Here is a 19866-nt window from a genome sequence, read left to right as displayed (position 1 = left end):
CATTAGCTCCTCAATGTTGGTGTTATAGGTCCATGCACTAATGGGCGGTATCCTGACGACTCTATGGCCATTACGTAAACATCGTTTGCTGTCCCTAATATCTGTGAATACTCACCGAGGGCGTTTGCGTTGATTTTGTGAAGAAGCTCACCGGTGATCGCGCTATAAATGCGAATTTCTGATGATGTTCCTACTTCATCAACAGTTATAATTCCATTGACTTCAAATCGAGGATCTTCTGCAGCAAGAAGATCGATGTATCCCTGTGTAAGACCCTCCCCGCCATTCTCGAAAATTCGTATGTGATCTATTTTGTGAATACTTAACTCTGATGTGTTTCTACGCATTCCCAGCATCAGGTCGCTTAGATCAAGCCGCCCCGTTGGAAACCCACTACCTGAGCTATATATGCCAGATGGCAGAAGTACGCCACCAACATAGAATTCATAGCTACTTCCGTTCCAGTTTATTATTACGTTATGCCAGCCCGGGCTGATGGCGCCGGTACCATAATAATATCTGAAGCCTGAAGTGCTCCCGGGCGGAAAAATTGAGAATGACAGAACAGTATCGGCTGGCAGAAGTGTTGTCGGCCTACCAACAAATAATCCACCGATCCACGTCGACAGAGTACCTATTGTTTCTGACCCAGTCAGCGATCCTCCATTCGGGAAATATAGCCAAAAGGAGATAGCATCTAAGTAGCGGCCACCCAGGCCAAAATTTGTTAGATAGCCGTTATTGTCTGAAAAACTAACAGCTTCGTTTATTTTTCCGTAGGGCTCTATTGTCGGGTCAGCTATCGCCTCGGCGTCATAATTACCTGTTTGATCAACTAAAACACCTCCTGATAAGGTATCGCATTTATAGAATGCGACTAAATCGGGATGATCTACATCTAAAATAGTAGTCATCAGTCTGCATCCCCTCTTATCTGCAATTTGAATGAGTCATCGGCTTTAGTCGGTGTGCCGCTGATTGTCGTTCTGGCAATCCAGATCGGCGCGTGAGCGGCGTCTGTATTGAAACGCAGGACATTATTAGTGGCCCAGCCCCCACCCCATCCGTCAGCAGCAATGGTGAAATAAGGCTCGCCTGTAATCGGGTTAACCGGCGCACAGTCAGTACTTGTGTTGCCAGTAGCGATCTGCCCAGACACTTCACCAACCACGTTAAACGTGGTGGAGCTGGTGAGGATAATTGCCCAGCGCTCCCGAATAGCGTTCTTATTGTCCACCTGAAGCGGGTACAACAGATCGTTGTATTGGGCGGTGGTATTGCTACCAATCCGTGCGTCTGACCAAGCGCTTGTCCAGGTTGACTGGCTGAACAGGTGATGTACCCGGCTGCCGATGTCGCCAAAGATCAATGCGCTGGAGATGAATGTTTCGGCTGGGTCGTATGCTCGGGAAATTGCGCCAACTAACGCCAGCTGGCCGTTAATCTGCGCCTCGTTTACCAGCGCCATATCCTCGATGCGATGAACAGCAACAAGCGGCTCGACGTAGGCGCTTAGGTCTGCCGGGTTGGCCATCGTAACAACACCCGTCTCCCGGTTTACCGTATAGAGCGAAGAATCGACCCTTGCGCCAGTCTGATCGATCAGATAGCAGGACGCCAACTGATCACGGCTTAGGTTCTCCACATCTCCAGCTGATAGCGGGCTGCTCAGCGTTTCGTTTTGGGTGCTGTGGATGACAATAACATCGCCACTTCTGATAATCGGCACCCGGCCGTCTATCGGCAGGCGTACCGGGTCCAGCCCCAAAATAGAGGCATCAAGCGGCATGGTTGAGTACACAACGGCGTTAAATTTCATGGTTCCGGGGTCTACCGGATCTGGCACCCAGATGGTGCCGTCCTCAAGAATATTCGCAGCGTTATACCATAGCTCGGTGCGGTTATAGGCGGTCAGAGTGCTTTCCAGCACATAGCGCCCGAACTGCACACTAACAATACCGGTTTCATAATCAACCGTCCCCTGGGCATCATTAGTATCGATCACGCCTTGTCCGTTCGGCGTTAAGCCTATTAGGGTGCCGTCCGGCTTGTTGGCGCGAAGGTATAGCGAGGAAGGCCGCAACGGCGCACCAGGCGTTCTGAAATACAGATCGTGCGCTGTCCAATCGCCGTATTTAGTCAGCATGGTTTTAATGGTCAGCGTATTGTTGCCGCCGCCCTGATAGCTATCAAACGAGATCTGGCCTGATGCGTAGTCGATACTCCCTGCAGCGGTGGCCGCGCCGGTGTTGCGATCCCAATCTGTGTAGATAGTGCCTTCCCGGTCGATATGGGTTTTGCCGTTCCAGGTGAACTCCAGACTGCCTGGAACAATCTTCCTGATAGTTGTCGGCGTCAGATCCAAGGTGACATTTGGCAGGGCTGCACTCTCAGACACAGCGGTCGGGGTCACACTGTCCTGCTGATAATGCACAGCGATATTGCCAGAGATAGTGCCGCTACGGGTCTCGGATCGGTAAGTCCCCACGAAATAGCTATTTCCCTGACTGTCGCTGTAATTAACCGGTATTGAGATGGCTCCAGTGGCATAGTTAATCGTGCCTCCGTTGCTGAGGGTGCCATCACCCTTGTCATACACTGTGACTGTCTTTGTGCCGCTCTCCGTTGAGGTGGTAAAGCCCTGATTATCATAGGACCAGTTTTGGCTGAATGACGCAGAGAAAGTCCCAGGCACAACCGGGGCGGCCGCCACTGTGAACGTGGCGTTATCACCACTCATCGAATAGCCGCTGACATCCTCTGTCTGGATGACGCCCTTGTCATATTCTATGGTCAGTACTGCGCCGCTATCTGGCATAGCGGAAGGTTGAAGGCCTACCTGGCCAAGACCATAAATAACGCGGCCGGTGCCGTCACCGATAAGATTGCCGCTGCCATCATCAGTCACTGTTTTTACAACGCCACCCGCATCAAAGCTAAGCGACAGGCTGCCAGGCAGAATCTCGCCTGCTGAAACGGTGAATGTCAGGTAAGCTGGTTCAACATCAGGGTCAGTGGTGCGGATCTCATAGTGTACCGGGGTTGCCCAGGTGTAGATAATCTCGCTCTCTGTGTCGGGTAACGCTCCCAGTGTTGCCACTACCGAGCCGGTCACATAATCGATGGTTCCCGCGCCTCCGGCTTCATCCGCCAGCACACCGTTGCCGTTATCTTTCATCTGATACCATTCGCCCTGGGCCATGTAATCAATAAATAGCGTTCCAGGCTGCGGGATTGGGCGCAGTGTTTTAACGTAGTTATAGCCGCGATTGGCCAGTTCTATCGTTTCGTGGTCAGTGTGGGCTGTGTCGTAGATAGCTGCTGCTGGGGTTGCGGTGAAGGTATAACTGGCAGTGCTATATGAATGCGCGCCGCTTACCGCCCCTGTGTCGTACTCAATAGTGCCGTACTGTGTGCCAACAATGCCATATGCAGTACTGATGCTGGTATTACAAATCAGGTTGCCATTGCTATCATCTTCAAATGTCGCGTTATTGCCGAGGTTTAACGTGACCGAACCCGGAACCACCGCGCGGCCAAACGAGAACCCAGCGGCAATCAGGGTGTAGCTGACCGATATGGAATACGGGTCACCGGCTGCGACAAGGTTTTGTCGATCGACACCCGCCTGAACATCAACAACCGGGCTTTCAACCGTGGCACTTGGCACTAACTGACCGAACATAGAGGCGGCTTTGATGCTCATATCACCGGGGCTGATGGCTGTATCAAGCGGCACAATGCCGTAGTAATTGCTGGCGTCAGCGACCTGAGTTGATCGAAATACAGAGGGCGTAGAAACAGAGGAAAAGCGGCTGGCGGTTTGCGGGCCTGGGAATGTCGCCCGCAGGGCTGACCCAATATCCAGCACATAAACACGGCGCTCAAACACCCCGCGGTCGTCTTCAAACTCCTGTATCTCATGGCTGACCGCATCGATGCGGATGTACTGTTCTTCACCGGTCAACTCACCGCTGGAGTCCTCTTCGCGAATCAGATACACCTGCCCCACTTCTGGCAGCTTTGCATCCACCCGGGAATACAGTTTAACCATCCGCTGACCTTCCAGCTGATCTCCCAGCAGGGTGTAATCCGATACCGGGCCTTTCACTACATAGCTCTCTATCCGGTCACGGGCGTCAGTACGCTCATCGGTATAGCTCTCGGTGCTAAACATTACTACCGAAACGCGAGGGTCTGCCGGTGCGTCGGTAATGATCGCATGACTGCCGTAGTACATATCTTTGTTGGCTGTCTGAACAGCCGCATAGGCTTTACGCAGGTTTACCCGGCCATAGGTTCGGTCGAGGCGGCTGATATCCGGGAATAGGTTATTAACCACGCCATCCTCTACCACCACCGCACTCATCATGCCACCGCCGTCAGCGCTATCGGACAGACGCTCCGACGCCATTAGCTTGATATCTGTATCTAAAATTGTCATACGTTATACCACCATCAGTCTGAGGGTAATTATGTAGAGGTCGGACGGTGCCGGATCGGTAACTGGCTGCACCGGATTCGCAGTGAGAGGGCCATCGGCCTGACGAAACATCACGGAATAAGTTGTGCCCTGCAGCAATAACGAATGCACCTGGCCGGGTTGCTGCACTAATGCATACAGAAGCTCAACCGTGGCTCGGGTTGCCCAGCCATCGACCAACGTGATCGGTCTGCCAGCCTGCTGCGCGGCTTCCTCAACAATCAGGGCACCTGTTAACGTCACATCAGCGCTCTGGCGTACAGCAGACCAGGCGAATTCATCAGACCAGATCAGGTCATCGGGGAGTGTGATCGCGTTTAAGGTAATCATCGTGAAATACTCGCAGCGTCACTCAGTTGACGAACCAGCACCTCGGCATCGGACTCAAAGAACTGTCCACTGATTGATTGGCCATTATCTGACTTGAAGTGCACCGTCATGGTTTTACCTTCTGCTACAGCAGCCGGTGCTTGAGAAGCAGGCGCAGTGGGTTCCTGGTTGTATTGAGGCTGTGCCTGGGCCTGAGCTTTCTCCTGCTCGATGTTTTTTAGACGCAGCTGGTGGGCTTCTTTTAGCAGCTGAATGGCCTGATTTGCCTCTTTCATCGCGTCAGCATTGCCTGAATCACGGGCGGCTTTTTGTGCCGTACGCAGCTCGCTCAACTGACGTTCAAACTGATTCACTTCAATGGATGCGTTATCACCTTTGAGGGCTGCCAGCTCATCTCTTAGGCTGGCCACGGTGCTGCTGAGATTGTCAGTTAACTGCTGGCTTTCACGGTTTATGGCATCCATCGCGGTGCGCAAACTATCAAGACGGGTCTTGTCCAGCAGGGTAAAAGCACTGAGAGACTTTTCGCCATGTCTGGCCAGCGCAGCGGCCTGCTGGCCTCCTTGTTCCAGCACTTTGGCCATACGCTCTGCAGCGGCGGCTTGCTGGTTATAAGACTCCATGACTTTTTTGCCTTCGTGTAACTCATACCCGATGGCTTGTTTCAGGGTTTGTAGGTAGAGCAATGTCCCAAAGTGGAACTTGTCCATGACTTTGTCATAACCCTCACCAATCCGGCTCCACTGCTCACTCATCGCAGAGCCGAGGTCATCCCACTGAGCCTTAGTTTTTTCTCCAAGCTTCAGCGCGTATGAATACCCCGCCAGCAGGGCGGTGTTGTGCTTCTCTTTGCCTTTGGCATTTTCAGTGGCGGCTTTGGCGTTTTCTGTCGTGGCCTTAGTGTTTTCTTTAACCGCTGTCGTTTCAGTGCCCAAACCGTCAGCCATCGTTTTAACGGTTTTTTTGGCCTGTTCGGCTTTATTCTTTAGGGCGTCTAACGCATCAGCGGCAATAAATAACCCCTGCACCAGATGGTCAGTCGATACGCGGCCATCTTGTCCAAGCTGTTCAAATTTCTTCTTGAGCTGCTCAACATCTTCTTGAGTTTTTGCTGTATTAATACTGTCAACAAACGCATTCCGCAGCTCTTCACTGGTCGCTTTGGCTTTGTTGGCGATCGCATCAAACTGGCTGACAATCTCTGACTTTGCCGTTGAAACAGCTTTTTTAAGAGGTTTCAGCCCGTCGTCTGCCAGAGTGTTCCAGGCATCAGAGATATCCGCTGCATCCTGCTGCAGCGCTTCTTTGAACGCCTTGCTGACACCCTGCATGCCCGCCGCTTGAATACGGTAACGGGCGGCGGCTTCCTCCATGCCAACAGCCCCCAGTCCTTTCGACAGGGCATCCAACATGGCCGCAATGGCTGAAGATACTGTCCAGGCAACGGTTTTAATGCCTGCTGTAAAGCCGTTGAAAACAATAGAGAAGGCGGCAAATATTTTATTGGTACCCGCGAGCGTTTCATTCAGCGAGTCGAGAATATTACTGGCACCCGCCAACAGCGCTTCAAAACTGCCTACCGAATCCGTCAGAAATTTCTTGGTTTTTGTCGCAGCGCTGACTAAAAAGTCTGATATCTGTTGGGCATATTCTTTCAACCGCCCGTCTGCAGCCATCTGGCCAAACAGCGCCAGCATCTCTTCGAGCTGTGCTTTGGCAAAATCAAACACCCCGGCATCGGCAATCAAACCAACAAAATTAGTCCAGTAATCTTTCAGGTTGCTGAACAGACCATTCCAGGTCTTCATCTGAGCGGCGGCGGCCCCTTGAGAAGCACGCCCCATCTCTTCAATCAACAGGGCTATCTCTTTGCGGCCAAGCTTGCCTGCAGAGCTGAGTTTTTGCAGTTCAACCGTATTTTTTCCGGTGGCTTTCGCCAGCAGATCCCATACCGGAACACCGCGTTCTATCAGTTGCAGTGCTTCTTCACCCTGGAGCTTTTGTTTTGTCCAGGCTTGCCCCACCGCGAGAATAACGCCTTCCATCTTCTCCTGGGAAAAGCCGAGCTTCGCGGTCTGATCGATAATCGCCTGGTATGAACCATTCATAGGGTCGATACCGAAGGCTTTAAGTTTGATAAACCCCTCGGCAACACCGGTCAGCTCTGCCGGGGTTGTCGCTGTGAAATCCTTAATCCATTGAACGGCTTCTTTGCCCGCTTCAATAGACCCCATCAACGTGGTTATCTGGGTTTCTAACAGCTCAAACTGTGCACCGGTGCCAATGATGCCGCTAAATGCATTTTTCAGCGCATTGATGCCCAGATACGTCCCGGCCAGGGCGATAACCTTGGTGGTGAGTGATGAGATACCACCGCTGGCGGCATGCGTCGCATCTTTGTTCTTTTTCAGGGTCTTATTGGTTTTTTCCAAGCCTTTAACAAACCGTCCATTGGCTTCGCGCATCCGATCGCTTTTGTCGATAAACCGCCCGGCGGCTTTATCCGCTTCGGTCAGCTGGTTGCCATATTTATCGACCGACTTAGCCGCATCCTTGGTGCTGGCATCTGTTTCCTTAATCGCCCCGCGAAATTTAGCCAGCGGAGCGCTGGCTAAATCACGGGCCTTAATCAGAATACTGAGGGCGGTTTCCTTCACGCTCATCGGTTATCAGCCTTCCTGATCGATATAAAAGGGCGCGGTTTCGCCATCTTTCAGAATCAGTTTTCCACCCAGAGTGGTCGATACATACTCGCTGGCCAGCAGATCCACGGCGGCAGATGGCGCAAGCGAGGCTTTCGGGATCTCGCATTTAACCGGCTTGCCGGTTGCCAGGTTGGTGCCGTCCAGGAAGATACGCGCATTGATGGTGGGGCGAACGCCGCCTTTAATGCGCGAACCGCTCACAGCTGCGTAGTCATAACTCAGCTTAATATCACCACCCGCTGCCAGAGTGCCGCTGGCGGTGGCCCGAATCATCCCGGCGGCATAGTTCACTTCATATGCGGTGGCGGCTATCGCGCTATCATCAGCGGCATGTACGGCGCTAAGCCCCTCGGTTGCCAGGTTGCTGTTGGGCAGCTTTGTCCACAATCCCGCTTTCAGCAACGTGACCGGTCCATCGGTGACGGTACCGGCCCCCTGATTGATAGTGGCGATTTCGCCCATCAGCGCCATGGCCAACATCTCTGCAGGCTGGTCATCAAACGCGATCGCAATTTCGCTGGGTTTCGCAATGGTGACGCTATTCAACGCCTGGCCATACGACGTTTTCTTTTTGGATGTTCGGTCTTTGGTGTCAGAGGGGGTGTTGATCTGCAACTGGGTTGCGTTCAACGGGCCGACCAGACCGGTAGGGTTGCCGGTTTCATCAAAGCGATCGAAGTAAACGTCGCCTGCTAACAGTAGTCCGCTCATGGGCGTGCTCCTTTGGTTTTGAATTTAATTTGATACGCTAATGGGTAGTAACCAAAGCCGTTAGAAAAGCCCGGTCGAGAGGGCGCGTTCTTGCGCACAAAGTTGCCTAACTCGCAGTGCAGCCCCGCCATGGCGTGAATCACTGAGGCCAGCAACGGGCCGCTTTTGTTGGCGTCCCGTAGGCTGACGGCAATGACGATCATCCATGTTTGGGTGACATTACCCTGCAGTCCGCCTTGCGATGTTTCTGACACAGCATCACCTGCATAGATAACATGCGCAGCGGGGGTTACTTGGCCGCGCTCTTTCATCTCGGCCAGGTCGCAGCTGCGATATACCTTGCGCAGGCCGGAGACCGCTTCTAGCGCTTGCACTAGATGGTCTTCTGCAACCAGGTAGTTATCTGTTAGTTGAAACATCAGATAAATCCCTTACTGTTTTTACGACCAAACACCCGGCCATCACTGCACATCTGTGCAGTGTTGTTACTGGGACTGGCATCACCTTCATCTGGCATGCCCAGGGAGATTTTTCCGGTGCCCAGTTTGCTGAGAAAGTCGATCGCATTGTCATAGCGCTTTTCGATACGCTCTGGCGCGTGTTCGTCATGCAGCAGATAGCGGGCGACATCACAGCAGATGCGTACTAAAACGTCGGGCACGCTGGGCAGGGGCAGGGTGTAGCGCCCGCCGAGATAACCATCGACCTCGGCACTGGCATCGGCTAATGCCTGGTTCAGCACTGTGTCATCGATGACACCGGTGGAGCCGTCCCGATCGGTGAGGAGGATTAGTTCCTCTTCACCGAAGCGTTTGGTCATATCGTTGCGGGCTGCGTACATGGCTTACGCCTTATCCAGTTCGTCAGTGAACGCTTCCCAGGCGGCATCACGCTCTTCGGCGGTAGTGCCTTTGGGGTATGCGTTGGCCTTGGGGCTGCCGTCCTCTTTCCAGAGTGCGGCATCCTCTTTGTCCAGCTGACCTATGTGAGCTACAAGCTCTGCCAGGCGCTTTGCGTCCACGGCCCCTTGCGCTTCGCTATCCTTAACTGCTTCGCCTTCCAGCAGCTCTGTGCGGCGATCGCTACGCAGCTGCTCCAGCTGTGCTTCGTTAAAATGATCGGCGGGGAACTCATTACGGCCCTGCTGAAAAACTTCACCCGCCCGGCGATAGCCAGTACCTGCTGCACAAATGACAATAATCGTTGCTTTAGACATTGCATGGTTTCCTCTCGGAATAGATTTATAGGTGAGCGTCCTTGCTCTAAAACGGTGTTAGCCCGCGCCGCTGATCAGATCAGCCAAGGCACAACTACCACTTCAACCGCTTTGTAGTTGGTATTGCTTTCGCCCTGGGCTTTGTACTCAGCTTCAACAACCGCTTTCGCTGCGGCGCGTTTGCTCGGCCCGACAATCAGCATGTTTGGCATAATGCCCAGTGGGCGGCCTTTGTCTGATTTATGTGCACCCATTGCCGCAGCCGCTGCATCAAAGTTGGCGGTATTGAGCGTGGCTTTTGAACCGAACGCCTGCTGCCAAAAACCAAAGCCTACGTTGCCTCGACCGTCGACTCCGTAGAGATATTCGTCTGCCATAAATACGTGATCGGAATTACCGGCATCGGTTTTAGCCAATAGCCGGTAGTCACGGCGGCGCTGATAGATCAGCGGCTTAAGTGGCCGGGTGGTGTCCAGCAGAAACCAAGGGCTTTCTGCACCGGCCTGCATATTGCTGACAGATTGCTCGTTACCGTCTTCACCCACGGGATGGTCGGTATCAAAGAAATACTGGCCGTCATAGCAGGTTGTCGTGAAACCGGCAGCGAGCAGGGCAAAGATCAACTCGTCGGGGTGGGTGGATGATGCGTATCCCATATCCTGAAACTTAGGGTTGAGAATGCCGTAATTGTCATCTTCGATACGCTCGGCGGGGATACCTTCGGTCGCTTCGAACTTTTTATTTTTCAGCGAATAGTCATAGACTTTCATGCGGTTGATCTGACGATCGCCGATCCACTCGCGCAGACGGCTAAACTCGCCGAGCCAGCTGTAATCTTCTTGGGCCGTCGTTGAGGGCACCAAGGTGGCGACTTTTGGCCAGAGAGGAGTGTAAGAGCTTCGGCCGATTTGAAACGCGGCGTTAACAGCTGCATACAGCGCTTTAAGTGCGCTTGGCGTAATATTCATCGTTTTATCCTGTCCTTAAAATTAAGTGTTAAACCGGGCTTACTGACCCAGATCTACCCAAACACCATCCCCGTCCACCTGGATGATCTTGCCTGCGGCATTGAGGGTGTTGGTGGCGTGATCGATTGAGAGCGTGGAGTCATTCACGAAGTAAGCGGTCGCACCGACATCCGTCACCGCGATATCGCCGCTATTGGTAAACTTATGTTCACCCGAAACCACTTCGGCCATGATGGTGCCGTTAGATCCGGCGCTGTTATCCACTTCAAAGGTGGTTACACCGGCACTCAGTGCGGCACCTGAACCATCAGTGACGGCGGTCAGATAGCCCGCATCCAATACGGTCGGGGTGTTAGCGTTTAGGGTGACTCCGGCTTTTACTCCGTAGGCGCGCTTACGGCCTACGCGCTCTGCTTTAGCGCTCATTGGCTCAACTCCTGTTTTGATTTAAGGAAGGCCGCTTTATCCAGCCCGGTGGCACTCAGTACCGCCAGATCTTCAGCGGTTAGATCGTCAGCCTTTTCTCCTTCTGGCTTTTTGCCTTGGGTTTGCTGGGCTTTCAGCGCAACCAGGGAGGGGCGGCTATCAAGCATGGCCTTCAGTACAGCAACCCCCTGTTGCTCGCCAAACTGAGTGAGGTAGTCCTCTTCGGCGGCCAGCACTTTGCCCTCTGCTTTAGCATCCTTCAGCAGCTGCTCCAGGCTTGCCTCATCAGAACCGGCTTTCAGCACCGCCATCTGTGTGACCAGGGCGTTGTAAGTTGCCGCAGGCACATACATTGAGAGATCGATGTCACCATCTTTGGCCTTGAGAGCCGCGACTTCGGTTGTCAGCTCTTCTGATTTAGCGGCTTTTTTGGCCAATGCGCCCAGCGCGCTCAATGCCGCTGTGCTCTGCTCATCGGTCAGCTGAACGCCTTCTTTCAGCTCAATGCCGAGTTGGGCCAGCAGCTTACGCATTGCTTCGTTCATAACAGGATTCTCCTGGGGTTGGTTATCGTGGGTAGGGTGAGGAACGATCTGTGCGCAAAGGGCTTCGAGGTCTTGCATGCCATCGATACCGGCACGGTTGGTCAGCGCTGCGCTGTGGATAAAAAGAGGTTCGCCGGTGCGTTTGTCGTAGGGAAAAACGGCAGACAGAAAGCGGTATTCCTTGCCTTTGATATATTCGAGGGCGCGGGAGGTCCACGTCGGCTTAATCCATAGGCCAGAACCTTCCCGCCATTCCATATGCTCTTTAAACCAGCCGCCAGCGGGGGCGGGCTGACCATTTTTGTCTGCATTCAGGGTTTGATGTTCGTAATCGATCACCAGGTCATTTGCAGCCGTCTGGGCAATTGAGATAAGACGTTGGGCGATGTCTGCGGTTAGATTCCACTTGCCGCCAGGCACATCAAAGGGACGGCCATCAACAGCGCTGAATTCACCAGCGGGGAGTAGCTGGCACCAGCCAGCGTCTGAGTCGTTTAGTTCAAACGACAGCGCAACAACGCCGAGGTTGGCGTTGCTGGTGGCTGACAGTACAGCGATTGAGTGGGGTGATTGATTCGTCTTCATGCCGCCAGATTAGCGGCATGGGTGGTAGTGTGGGTTTAACCGTCGTTAGATGTTTTAATGGATCTCAGCTAAAAAATCACATATTTATGAGCCCGTATTTACTCTTTATGGCCGTTGATGCAAAGCATTTAATACTACATAAAGCTTCCAACCAGTATCAGCAAAGCTTGCTACTCCTACTGCAAATAATCCGGATAGCCCGGCAAGAAATACTCGTACAAGCTCAGTGGGTAAATAAAGAGCAATAATACCTATAACAGCTGAACTCAAAAAAAGAATTATTGAGATCAGCAAACTAGTCACCAACCTATGATAATGGTTGGTACGAACTAGATTCCGAATTAATCTGGTACTTGCGATGCTCATAAGAATTGCACCAGCGGCCACCAGAATACTCATAATAGTTACTGAGTGCCCCGTCAAATTTGCGATAAGTTGCTCAGGTCGTCCAACAGGGAACGACGAATAATGATCAAATACCCAATAGCCAACAGTTGCCATTAATAGCAAATACAGTAAAGGCTTGAATATAAGCTTTTTAAGCATTTTATTTACTCGATTCCCTGTTCATTTAGCACCAAGCGAATGTCATCCAAATATTGTTCACGCACACGTTCTAAAGCATTATAGATTGATTGTGGGACAGGGTACCGTCCTTCCAAACGAACAGGACTGGTGTAGCCTTTTATCCGATCCTCAATTAAATCGATTGGGTCAGAGTCATCATCAAACCATATCTTTGAAATATTAACAGGTACAGTTGAGCCAACTATATTAGCCATTCCCCCTTTCACTACATCGCTAAGATAATTGCGAATTGATGATCTACCTGGCGGGTTCGCACTTATGCTAACCGAGCACGACACCCCATTGTAAGCGTTCAATAATGACATTAAAGGCCCAGTAAAATCTCTATGCGCATCATATAATTCAGATGCTGTAGGCCTTGCAAAACTAATTTCAAATTTACGTGCTCTCATATCCCCATTGATGATTCGATCAACGGCATCGGGCCGTAAAACAGGTGATAAGCCTACTCCGATGATTCTATCTCTACTTAAAACCGCGCCAAGTAATCCCGCGGCTTGATTAATATTCAAACCGCTGCCATTAATCTGAAAAGTCATCATTTCCAAGCCGGGGTCATAAAGGAAATAGTTTTTTTCTATCAGCCCCTCTGAATCTTCCAAGTCAATAGGCCTTTCATCTTGGGATGATCTGTCACCAATATTAGGAAGGTCATTATCTCTGAACTTTGCAAGAACACCTTTCATACGTCCGCCTTCAAATACCTCAATCTCTCGGAGTTGAAGAACTTGACCGGATGCACGATGTTCTATGGGGAGCTCTTGATCAGCGGCTTGACGGAGCAAGGCACTCAATGCTGGAGGGCTATCAGTACCATCTGTGACGTGGGCGGTATAAAAGCTAACTGCATACTTCTTTGTATCTGTCATGCATATTCCTTGTCCGTAAGAAAGCGTTAGCTTAGCAATCAGCCAACAACAGCGCGCTTCCGTTGTGCATTAAATTGAAACTACATTAACAAAGATAAATATTGCACACAATTAGGCGTTAGACCAGCGTTAGAAACAACATACCAATTATTTACGCGCCATCATAGCCATTAGCACCTGCAATCCCTTACAGCGCCGCTCAGGCCGTCTTTTGTTAGCCCTCTGCCTGAATAAATTCATCCAGGATATCGATAACCTCCACTTCATCCTCGTTACTCAACCCAAAGAATGACCGCGCCTCTATATTGCGGCTCTCATCACCTAGCTGCTGGGTGGCGGCATAAGCGTCTGTACCGGGGCCAGTGCTCAGACCCGCTTCATCGGCAGACCAGAAAGGGAAGATGGTATCGCGCAGGTGGAGTGTTTCACCGTGGAGGATCTTATCGACCGGGACGCCTTTGCGCTGCTTGCGCTTTACTGTGGCCGGTTTAAGTGGTGCCCAAGGGGTGCCGTCCGGGTCTTCTTCGTTATCGAAGTGGTCGCGGGTGCGCTCTTCCAGGAAGACGGCTATCTCCATCATGGCCGGTTGGGTGTATTCTGTTCTTGCTATCAACTGATCCAGAAGGTCGGCCACTGGCTGACTGTCATAGTCGATGCTGATTCTTTGCTGGGTTCCGGCCATTCTATTTTTATCCTATAATGAAGATTCTCCAGGCAGACAAGGACTTCGAGTTCCGTCCACTGATCTGTCGGTGGGGTGCAACGGCGAAGCGCGGCACCCACTTTATCCCTTTCTTACGTATAGATTTACACCTTCACGCTGTCGCTCTAAATAGGCATCATTATCTGGCACCTTTTGGCCGCGTTGCTTTCTATGGGGCGTAAAGGATGTATTACCCGTCCAGATACCTTGCCCGTACTCAAATGCACTAAACCCATGAATAGGCTGTCCTGCTCCATCGCCTTCAATCAACGTCCAGCGTTTGATGTAACGGCGCTTGAGCTTGTATTTACCCGGGCGTGCACGGTCGGTTTCGAGTATTGCCCAGATCTCGTCGGGGTTTTGTATTGCCCTGGCGAGTAGGCGCATATAACGGTGGCGTAGTTTGTCTTTCGATACTTTGTATTTGCCGTCGGCCCCACGAAACAGATAGTTGTTAATCGCAATAGGCTCACCCAGAACATCTTTAAATATCAAGTCACCTTCGCCAAACTCACCCAGAAAGGCCTGCACGTATTGCTCATCTGTCAGACCGTCAGCCATAAGACTCTTTGACGAAACAGAGGTCGCAGCAGGTAGAGGCGGTTTAGCGACCGGGCCGACGGGCACAGATTTTATTGTGCTGGGCCATTGTTCCTGGACGTGGGGAGTACTTTGCCTGAGCCAGCTTTGCCCTGGCGTATGTTCAAAACCGGGATCGATGCCCAGGGGAATTTTACGTATCTCGCCGGTGCGTTTGTCCAGGTACTCTTTAAATTCATCTGCAGGGGCGATATCCGGCCCGGTTTTACCCAGGCGACGCATGGCACGTTCTGACTTAGGAAACTTCTTACATTTACAGCCATAGCCGTTCGATGGGCTGTGCGCACCCCAGAACGGGTCATCCGATGCTAACGTCAGATGGTCCCAGGCTTTGTGCTGCGGCCTGAAGTTTTCGGCCCCTGAGTGACGATATTCCATGTACGGGAACAGTTTTTTAAAGCCCGGTTCGTCCATCTGGGCTTCGCGTCCGGCATTGTATGCCTGGCGAATATTGGTCTCGTAGATCAGGCGGGAACGCCACCCACGGGAGCCGTGATAGCTCCAGCCGTGCTTTTCAACAATGGTGTCGAAGCGCTTTTGAAAGGCGTGCAGGGTTTCACCGTCTTTAATCGCGGCCTGAATACCCGTCAGAAAGTCTTCAATAATGGCGGTTTTATTGGCACCGGCCACCATAAAAGCATGATCATGTTGCTGACCATACACATCCTGCCAGCCATTAGTCGGCAGGGGCACTTTCTGTTGCAGATAGTCGATAGCCTCTTTAAAAGGCTTGCTGCCGTAGGCTGGCATTATTCAGCATCCTGCAGCAGCTCATAACGGCCCGCGATGGCTGCCACGGTGAGTGCCTGACTCATGGTGTCGGTTAGCGCTGCGCCGTCCAGCGGCAGCGCCATCAATTGTTCTGTTAACTGTTCCAGGCTGTCGGCGTTGTCGACCAGCTGGCGCAACGTGTCTAACAGATCGCTGGTGTTCTGGTCGGCTTTAACCTGTGCGTTATCAACCAGCGCATCGATCTCGTCTGCACCCGACTGCTGTGCTTTCAGCGCTGCGAGGGCGACCTCTTTTGAACTTTTTGCTGGTGAGGCTGGCGCTGGCGTGGAAATTTGGGACAGCTGCAGAATCTCTTCGCCTTCATTGGGCTGTGGGATTTTGGTTTTTTCATAGACCCAGCTGGTGGGGATCTTCATGCCCAGGGAAACCAGCCCGCTCAACGGCTGGGCGAACTGTTGCAGATCTTCCGGTTCATTCAGATCGAACTCTAGCCGCGGAATTCGACGGGGGCTGCTGAACGATTTACCGTTAAGCACATACATGGGGTAGACCACATCGCGGGTGAGCGTGGCCGCCAGAGACTTCAGATCGGCGTCGCGGATCTCTTGCCGCACTTCGTTATGTACGTTGCCCAGTGCATTGGTTGAGCTTTTACCGTCGGCTTGGCTTGTGAGGGTGCCGCCCAGTATCGCTTTTGACTGACTCTTTTCACACCAAGAGATCATCGCCATGAATGGGTCACTGGCACCCTCGGCAGCTTTCTCGAATTCGATCTCCATCCCTTTTGGGATGATGCCACCGGCGTTATGGCCGATGCTCATGACCGCACGTAGCAACGTTAGCTTTTCACGTTCGCTGGCCCCTTCTGGATATTTACCCAGGCGCAGCGGCAGGCCGTAGATCTCCAGAAATTCGGCGAGATCGCGCACGCTGTAATTCTTAAACAGGAACGGCCAGGCTAATACGCGCACCAGACCCCGGCGTGACAGATAGCCCGACTTAGCTTTCGCCTGGTGGCTTATCCAGCCAAACTGACGCAACGGTTCACCTTCGTGACTGCCATCACGTAGGCGCAGCTCGTCCCGTTTATCCGGGTGGGTTTTAAACCAGCTGGAGTCGCGCCATTCGGCGTCGTTGATAAAGTGGGTTTTATCTTCAAACGTCCAGCCCAGCTCCAGGTTAGAGAAGCTTTTCAGGATAGCGTCACCGCAATCGAAAATAGCCTCATCAAGCCAAGTGGCCGAACGCAGCTGCTCTTCGATCATTTCAGCATCGCGCTTTTCGGCAGCGCTGGCATTCGGTGGCGGGACAATATTCCAGTCTGGCCCTTGCATTGCTAGGCGGCGTTTACCCAGCTCACTCTGTACGTGAGGGTCTTTCTCTTCGATATCTTCGGCCAGTTCGCACTGACGCATCAGATCGCCTTGCTCGGCCTCTTTCATGATTGCCGCCAGCTTTGCTGGTGTCAGGCCGCTGGAAGGATGGTCGCTGTAGTGACGATGAAGCTGCGCCAGCTTAGCATCGGCTTCGGTTTGCGGCTCGGCCAGATCCGGCAGTTCAAACGGCTGGCCATTGATATCAACCAGTGTAGATTTAGCCATTACCAGGCTCCCTGTTTTGAATAAGTGGATATATCGTAATCGTCGTCATTGTCGGCACCGCCCCACGGATCGGACTTACCAGGCAAGGCCATAAAATCAATACTGCCGCCTTCCATCCAGCTCGCGCGGATCGCCATGGCTAAAGCCACCGCAAAGTCACCGTGACGCTGCTGGCCATCGCTGCCGGTACCGCTGCCTTTTTCAATTTGCGGCACGCCTTGCTTGACCTGGATTTTGCTCATATCCGACTGAATATCTTCGTGCCGGGGGATTACCAGGTTGCCGTCTTCAAATTCGGCTTTGAGTTTTGGCATCCACTCGCGATACCAGGGCAGGTTAAGCATGACGGCATCAACAATCTCTGTGCCCCATTTCAGTCGGGCCGCTTCGGCCAGATAGCCGCCGTTGCCCGTGGCGTCGAACGCTGCAGCGGTAAACCGAGGCAGGCGGGTGAGAATATAGAAAAGTACGGTGCGCTGGGTTTCATAAGGTGCGTTCGCCAGCTCTACGAGAAAGGGCACACGCTTTGTCAGATCCGGGTAAATGGTTAACGGGCAGAACACCGACAGGTCGCCTTTACGGGCGAAGTCTTCCCCGAAGACATGACGATGGTTGTCATTGAGCTTATCCAGCAGCGGCTGCAGGACGTTCTCGCACCATTCTGCAATGATGCGCGTGCGCTCACCTTCGGGCTTTAACTCAAAGTCTTTGGGGGCTGTCCAGCGCACAATCGGAATGGAGCGATCGGAAACCATTGCCCGTTCGACCAGCGTGCGTTTGATATAGATACCGCTGCCAGACTTAGGCACACAGTAATATTCTTCCAGGGCGTCTTCTTCGGTTGCGGTATCTTTCAGCAGCCCGGCTTTCCATTCGTCCTCTGCGGTTTGGCTCCACTCTTTGCGGGTAATTTGGCATATCCGCTTATACAAGCCTTCCGCGCAGGCATCGTCTAACGTGATGGTGTGCACGCTATAACGTTTTTTACCGGCACGACTATCAATGACCAGTTGATTAAAGAGGTTTTCAATGCCGTTGTGGGTGCTGATGATACGGACTTTACTGCCCCACATCGTGAGCGCCAGGGCCGCTTTCAGCAGCTCGGCCAGCCGGTCATGGAATGCAGCCTCATCAATGGTGACGTTGCCCTGCATGCCTCGCAGGTTTGATGGATTGCTGGAGAGCGCCTGGATTTTAAAGCCGCTGGCGAAGTAGATAGTAAAGATGAGGATCTCTTTGCCTTCTTTACCCTCATCGATGAACAGTTCTTCCTGGATCTCCCCGGCCGCTTTATCGAAAGCACGCGCCCACATCGCTGCGGCTTCGATAAACTCCCGCGCCATCTCCTTATTGCTGCCGACATAGAAGTGGTTGCAACCGCCTTCTGATTTAGCTGTTGCGGCACATAGCGTTGCGTCCGCTGCTTCCGCCCAGGTGAGGCCGGTACGCCGTGACTTCTCAGCAATTTTGAGGACTGACTCATCGGCGATCCAGCGCTTCTGATAGCCCAGTAGCACTTCGGATGCGTCAAACCGCTGTAGGTCTTGCAGGTTGCTTTCAGCGATTGAACCTAGAGGTTGCTGGAGGATGGAGGTCATAGTTCGGCACTCAACCACAAGCAATAGGCCACTTGCACAACACCAACAGCATATTGACCGGATAGCAGCGACTGCAAACCGATAAACATAACCATTGAGCCGAGCGCATGCCTAGTTGCTTTGAAAATGAACATCACGCAATCCCCAGGATCTGCTTTTTAATCGCCTTGACGCCTTCACGGGTTAGCCCTTGCTGCTTAGCAACCGCATCAACCGCTTCGGCGGCATCTTCAGTGGCGCGCTTGCGGATCTCTTGCTCGCGTTTCTCGTTAACGCTGGCGGCTTGTTCCAGGTGTTTAATCGCCAGGGACAGCTCTTTTAGCATCTTAGGTGGCACTGGCTCTTCGCCTTCACTCAATGCCAGGGAGGTTTCAAAGGCCATCGTGCGGGTGAATTCATTCAGCAGCTGGCCAACTTGCCCCTGCGGCTGATTGCCAAGCTTTCCAATCCACATCTCGGCGACTTCTCGGCTCTGGCGCATCTTGGCCCCGACGGCATCCATCCGCATGCTGTAGCGATTGACTGCTGACTTACTGACGCGATGATCCAGCCCTTCGGCCTCCAGCAGCTGGTTGACTTTCAGAGCAGTTTCTACCTGGCCGACTGCGGGATCTCTTAGCAGGGCATGCAACGCATCACGGATCTCAGCGGGCAGCAGATCAATCGAGGATTTACGCGCCATCTTCTTTCAGCCCCCTAAGCAAGTTTGACCGCTCTACCATGACTGCTTTCTGAAAAGCTCTCTCCGCCTGAGCGGCTTCGGGGTCGTCTTTCAGATACTGTTTTTTAAACCCTTCCAGACCTTTGATGTTGGCAGAGACTTCCGCAGCCACTACAACGCGGGCGAATGATGCCAAAACGGTTTTCTGAGCTTTGGTTAAAGGCTTAACGGCCATAACGATTCTCCTTCAGGCTCCAGGCCCTGGACGTTTTACACCCGGCACAATCGCTTTGCCCTGAGCGACATCGAGTCCGCGCTGGGTGAGCGCCACAATCTGCACGCTGTTCAGCTCTTCATAGCTGACCAGATCCTGCTCGGTTAGCCAGGCGATCTCTGAGTGCAGTTTGTCGCGGCTGACGCTGTGGCCGTACAGCTCCAACCCCCGCTGCAGAATGCTGCTGTTGATCTTATAGTCAGCGTCTTCGGCCAGCAGTCGCAGCAAAACCAGCCGTCGGTCTTCCTGTTCAAATTGAGAAAATGGCATG

Annotated in this window: 20 protein-coding genes; all 20 read right to left on the bottom strand. The window is 52.6% G+C overall.

All coding sequences use genetic code 11. The annotated features are described in order from the left end of the window. Window positions 1-2: 2 nt before the first annotated feature. Entirely contained in the window at window positions 3-914 is a 912-nt protein-coding gene (locus Q0499_RS07850) for a hypothetical protein (RefSeq protein WP_299197989.1), read from the bottom strand. Beyond that, entirely contained in the window at window positions 914-4444 is a 3531-nt protein-coding gene (locus Q0499_RS07845) for a hypothetical protein (RefSeq protein ID WP_299197987.1), read from the bottom strand. Before Q0499_RS07845 ends, Q0499_RS07850 begins: the two co-directional genes overlap by 1 nt. Before the next feature lie 3 nt (window positions 4445-4447). Further along, complete coding sequence (locus Q0499_RS07840; RefSeq protein WP_299197985.1) at window positions 4448-4813, bottom strand: hypothetical protein; 366 nt, start codon at window positions 4811-4813, stop codon at window positions 4448-4450. After that, window positions 4810-7476, bottom strand: a complete 2667-nt coding sequence (locus Q0499_RS07835) for a tape measure protein (RefSeq protein ID WP_299197983.1) — start codon at window positions 7474-7476, stop codon at window positions 4810-4812. The genes Q0499_RS07840 and Q0499_RS07835 overlap by 4 nt, the downstream gene beginning before the upstream one ends. 6 nt (window positions 7477-7482) lie before the next feature. After that, window positions 7483-8229 carry a hypothetical protein gene (locus Q0499_RS07830; protein ID WP_299197981.1) on the bottom strand — a complete coding sequence of 249 codons (747 nt, stop codon included), beginning with the start codon at window positions 8227-8229 and terminating at the stop codon, window positions 7483-7485. Further along, a complete protein-coding gene (locus Q0499_RS07825; protein ID WP_299197979.1) occupies window positions 8226-8648 on the bottom strand; it encodes a hypothetical protein in 423 nt (140 codons plus the stop codon). Before Q0499_RS07825 ends, Q0499_RS07830 begins: the two co-directional genes overlap by 4 nt. Next, on the bottom strand, window positions 8648-9070 hold the full coding sequence (locus Q0499_RS07820) for a phage protein Gp36 family protein (RefSeq protein WP_299197978.1): 423 nt from the start codon (window positions 9068-9070) through the stop codon (window positions 8648-8650). Before Q0499_RS07820 ends, Q0499_RS07825 begins: the two co-directional genes overlap by 1 nt. 3 nt (window positions 9071-9073) lie before the next feature. Next, window positions 9074-9445: an HI1506-related protein gene (locus Q0499_RS07815; protein ID WP_299197976.1), complete on the bottom strand. Its 372-nt coding sequence runs from the start codon at window positions 9443-9445 to the stop codon at window positions 9074-9076. 74 nt (window positions 9446-9519) lie between these two features. Beyond that, on the bottom strand, window positions 9520-10413 hold the full coding sequence (locus Q0499_RS07810; RefSeq protein ID WP_299197975.1) for a Mu-like prophage major head subunit gpT family protein: 894 nt from the start codon (window positions 10411-10413) through the stop codon (window positions 9520-9522). A 39-nt stretch (window positions 10414-10452) separates the two neighbouring features. Beyond that, window positions 10453-10839: a hypothetical protein gene (locus tag Q0499_RS07805; protein WP_299197974.1), complete on the bottom strand. Its 387-nt coding sequence runs from the start codon at window positions 10837-10839 to the stop codon at window positions 10453-10455. Beyond that, a complete protein-coding gene (locus Q0499_RS07800) occupies window positions 10836-11969 on the bottom strand; it encodes a phage protease (protein WP_299197973.1) in 1134 nt (377 codons plus the stop codon). The genes Q0499_RS07805 and Q0499_RS07800 overlap by 4 nt, the downstream gene beginning before the upstream one ends. Window positions 11970-12074: 105 nt before the next feature. Continuing rightward, window positions 12075-12515 (bottom strand): hypothetical protein, encoded by a 441-nt coding sequence (locus tag Q0499_RS07795; protein WP_299197971.1) that lies wholly within the window; start codon window positions 12513-12515, stop codon window positions 12075-12077. A 5-nt stretch (window positions 12516-12520) separates the two neighbouring features. Continuing rightward, window positions 12521-13426, bottom strand: coding sequence for a DUF6731 family protein (locus Q0499_RS07790; protein ID WP_299197969.1), 906 nt, complete (start codon window positions 13424-13426; stop codon window positions 12521-12523). Between the two features lie 214 nt (window positions 13427-13640). Next, the gene (locus Q0499_RS07785; RefSeq protein WP_299197966.1) at window positions 13641-14108 is read right to left on the bottom strand and encodes a phage virion morphogenesis protein; all 468 of its coding nucleotides are present in this window, start codon (window positions 14106-14108) and stop codon (window positions 13641-13643) included. Window positions 14109-14210: 102 nt separating this feature from the next. Then, complete coding sequence (locus Q0499_RS07780; protein ID WP_299197964.1) at window positions 14211-15479, bottom strand: PBECR2 nuclease fold domain-containing protein; 1269 nt, start codon at window positions 15477-15479, stop codon at window positions 14211-14213. Next, window positions 15479-17062 (bottom strand): DUF935 domain-containing protein, encoded by a 1584-nt coding sequence (locus tag Q0499_RS07775; RefSeq protein ID WP_299197962.1) that lies wholly within the window; start codon window positions 17060-17062, stop codon window positions 15479-15481. The genes Q0499_RS07780 and Q0499_RS07775 overlap by 1 nt, the downstream gene beginning before the upstream one ends. Further along, window positions 17062-18660: a terminase family protein gene (locus tag Q0499_RS07770; protein ID WP_299197960.1), complete on the bottom strand. Its 1599-nt coding sequence runs from the start codon at window positions 18658-18660 to the stop codon at window positions 17062-17064. The genes Q0499_RS07775 and Q0499_RS07770 overlap by 1 nt, the downstream gene beginning before the upstream one ends. A gap of 133 nt (window positions 18661-18793) precedes the next feature. Beyond that, window positions 18794-19342 (bottom strand): DUF3486 family protein, encoded by a 549-nt coding sequence (locus tag Q0499_RS07765; RefSeq protein WP_299197958.1) that lies wholly within the window; start codon window positions 19340-19342, stop codon window positions 18794-18796. Then, a complete protein-coding gene (locus Q0499_RS07760; RefSeq protein WP_299197957.1) occupies window positions 19332-19556 on the bottom strand; it encodes a hypothetical protein in 225 nt (74 codons plus the stop codon). The genes Q0499_RS07765 and Q0499_RS07760 overlap by 11 nt, the downstream gene beginning before the upstream one ends. Before the next feature lie 12 nt (window positions 19557-19568). Further along, window positions 19569-19865 (bottom strand): ArsR family transcriptional regulator, encoded by a 297-nt coding sequence (locus Q0499_RS07755; protein WP_299197954.1) that lies wholly within the window; start codon window positions 19863-19865, stop codon window positions 19569-19571. Between the last annotated feature and the right edge of the window lies 1 nt (window position 19866).

Source organism: uncultured Amphritea sp. (assembly GCF_937127095.1).
Lineage (GTDB): Bacteria > Pseudomonadota > Gammaproteobacteria > Pseudomonadales > Balneatricaceae > Amphritea.
Note: the sequence above shows the minus strand (reverse complement) of the source record. Positions and strands in the feature narration are given on the sequence as shown.

What these genes read in the sequence shown, in the direction of transcription:
- Q0499_RS07850 (WP_299197989.1), bottom strand. Translation starts at nt 914, where the DNA reads ATGACTACTATTTTAGATGTAGATCATCCCGATTTAGTCGCATTCTAT.
- Q0499_RS07845 (WP_299197987.1), bottom strand. Translation starts at nt 4,444, where the DNA reads ATGACAATTTTAGATACAGATATCAAGCTAATGGCGTCGGAGCGTCTG.
- Q0499_RS07840 (WP_299197985.1), bottom strand. Translation starts at nt 4,813, where the DNA reads ATGATTACCTTAAACGCGATCACACTCCCCGATGACCTGATCTGGTCT.
- Q0499_RS07835 (WP_299197983.1), bottom strand. Translation starts at nt 7,476, where the DNA reads ATGAGCGTGAAGGAAACCGCCCTCAGTATTCTGATTAAGGCCCGTGAT.
- Q0499_RS07830 (WP_299197981.1), bottom strand. Translation starts at nt 8,229, where the DNA reads ATGAGCGGACTACTGTTAGCAGGCGACGTTTACTTCGATCGCTTTGAT.
- Q0499_RS07825 (WP_299197979.1), bottom strand. Translation starts at nt 8,648, where the DNA reads ATGTTTCAACTAACAGATAACTACCTGGTTGCAGAAGACCATCTAGTG.
- Q0499_RS07820 (WP_299197978.1), bottom strand. Translation starts at nt 9,070, where the DNA reads ATGTACGCAGCCCGCAACGATATGACCAAACGCTTCGGTGAAGAGGAA.
- Q0499_RS07815 (WP_299197976.1), bottom strand. Translation starts at nt 9,445, where the DNA reads ATGTCTAAAGCAACGATTATTGTCATTTGTGCAGCAGGTACTGGCTAT.
- Q0499_RS07810 (WP_299197975.1), bottom strand. Translation starts at nt 10,413, where the DNA reads ATGAATATTACGCCAAGCGCACTTAAAGCGCTGTATGCAGCTGTTAAC.
- Q0499_RS07805 (WP_299197974.1), bottom strand. Translation starts at nt 10,839, where the DNA reads ATGAGCGCTAAAGCAGAGCGCGTAGGCCGTAAGCGCGCCTACGGAGTA.
- Q0499_RS07800 (WP_299197973.1), bottom strand. Translation starts at nt 11,969, where the DNA reads ATGAAGACGAATCAATCACCCCACTCAATCGCTGTACTGTCAGCCACC.
- Q0499_RS07795 (WP_299197971.1), bottom strand. Translation starts at nt 12,515, where the DNA reads ATGCTTAAAAAGCTTATATTCAAGCCTTTACTGTATTTGCTATTAATG.
- Q0499_RS07790 (WP_299197969.1), bottom strand. Translation starts at nt 13,426, where the DNA reads ATGACAGATACAAAGAAGTATGCAGTTAGCTTTTATACCGCCCACGTC.
- Q0499_RS07785 (WP_299197966.1), bottom strand. Translation starts at nt 14,108, where the DNA reads ATGGCCGGAACCCAGCAAAGAATCAGCATCGACTATGACAGTCAGCCA.
- Q0499_RS07780 (WP_299197964.1), bottom strand. Translation starts at nt 15,479, where the DNA reads ATGCCAGCCTACGGCAGCAAGCCTTTTAAAGAGGCTATCGACTATCTG.
- Q0499_RS07775 (WP_299197962.1), bottom strand. Translation starts at nt 17,062, where the DNA reads ATGGCTAAATCTACACTGGTTGATATCAATGGCCAGCCGTTTGAACTG.
- Q0499_RS07770 (WP_299197960.1), bottom strand. Translation starts at nt 18,660, where the DNA reads ATGACCTCCATCCTCCAGCAACCTCTAGGTTCAATCGCTGAAAGCAAC.
- Q0499_RS07765 (WP_299197958.1), bottom strand. Translation starts at nt 19,342, where the DNA reads ATGGCGCGTAAATCCTCGATTGATCTGCTGCCCGCTGAGATCCGTGAT.
- Q0499_RS07760 (WP_299197957.1), bottom strand. Translation starts at nt 19,556, where the DNA reads ATGGCCGTTAAGCCTTTAACCAAAGCTCAGAAAACCGTTTTGGCATCA.
- Q0499_RS07755 (WP_299197954.1), bottom strand. Translation starts at nt 19,865, where the DNA reads ATGCCATTTTCTCAATTTGAACAGGAAGACCGACGGCTGGTTTTGCTG.